Source organism: Flammeovirga aprica JL-4 (genome assembly GCF_012844305.1).
In the GTDB taxonomy this organism is placed as follows: Bacteria; Bacteroidota; Bacteroidia; order Cytophagales; family Flammeovirgaceae; genus Flammeovirga; species Flammeovirga aprica.
The window spans coordinates 1-543 of the sequence record NZ_JABANE010000427.1; the positions used below are offsets into that span (position 1 = coordinate 1).

1 protein-coding gene is annotated in these 543 nt (G+C 59.5%); it reads left to right on the plus strand.

Going from position 1 to position 543, the window contains the following annotated elements; translation table 11 throughout:
* A partial coding sequence (locus HHU12_RS34750) for an FAD-dependent oxidoreductase (protein ID WP_169661246.1) occupies positions 1-543 on the plus strand: 543 nt, incomplete at both ends.

Consider the following 543-nt stretch of genomic DNA (forward strand, 5'->3'; position numbering starts at 1 on the left):
GTCTGGGCGGCGTCTGCCTGAACTGGGGATGCATTCCAACCAAGGCGCTGGTGCATGGCGCTGAGGTTGCGCACACTATCACCCATGCCAGTCAGCTGGGCATCAGCGTGGGCGAGGTGAACGTCGATCTGCAGAAACTGGTGCAGTTTAGCCGTACCGTATCGCAACAGCTCACCGCTGGGGTTGCGTACCTGTTGAAGAAAAATGGCGTGAGGGTGATTGATGGCACCGCGCGGCTGCGCGGCAAGGGGCAAATCACAGTCGAGGATGCCCGAGGGGAGGTGCGCGATTACCGGGCCGATCACGTGATCCTGGCAACCGGCGCCCGACCACGCGCATTGCCAGGCATAGCGCCAGATGGCGAACATATCTGGACCTATTTCGAGGCGCTGCGGCCTAAGCTTTTACCCAAGTCGCTCTTAATCATCGGTTCAGGGGCGATTGGCGTCGAGTTCGCCAGCCTTTATAACGATCTGGGCTGTAAAGTGACGCTGGTCGAGCTAGCGTCGCAGATTTTGCCAGTGGAAGATGCCGAGGTGTCTG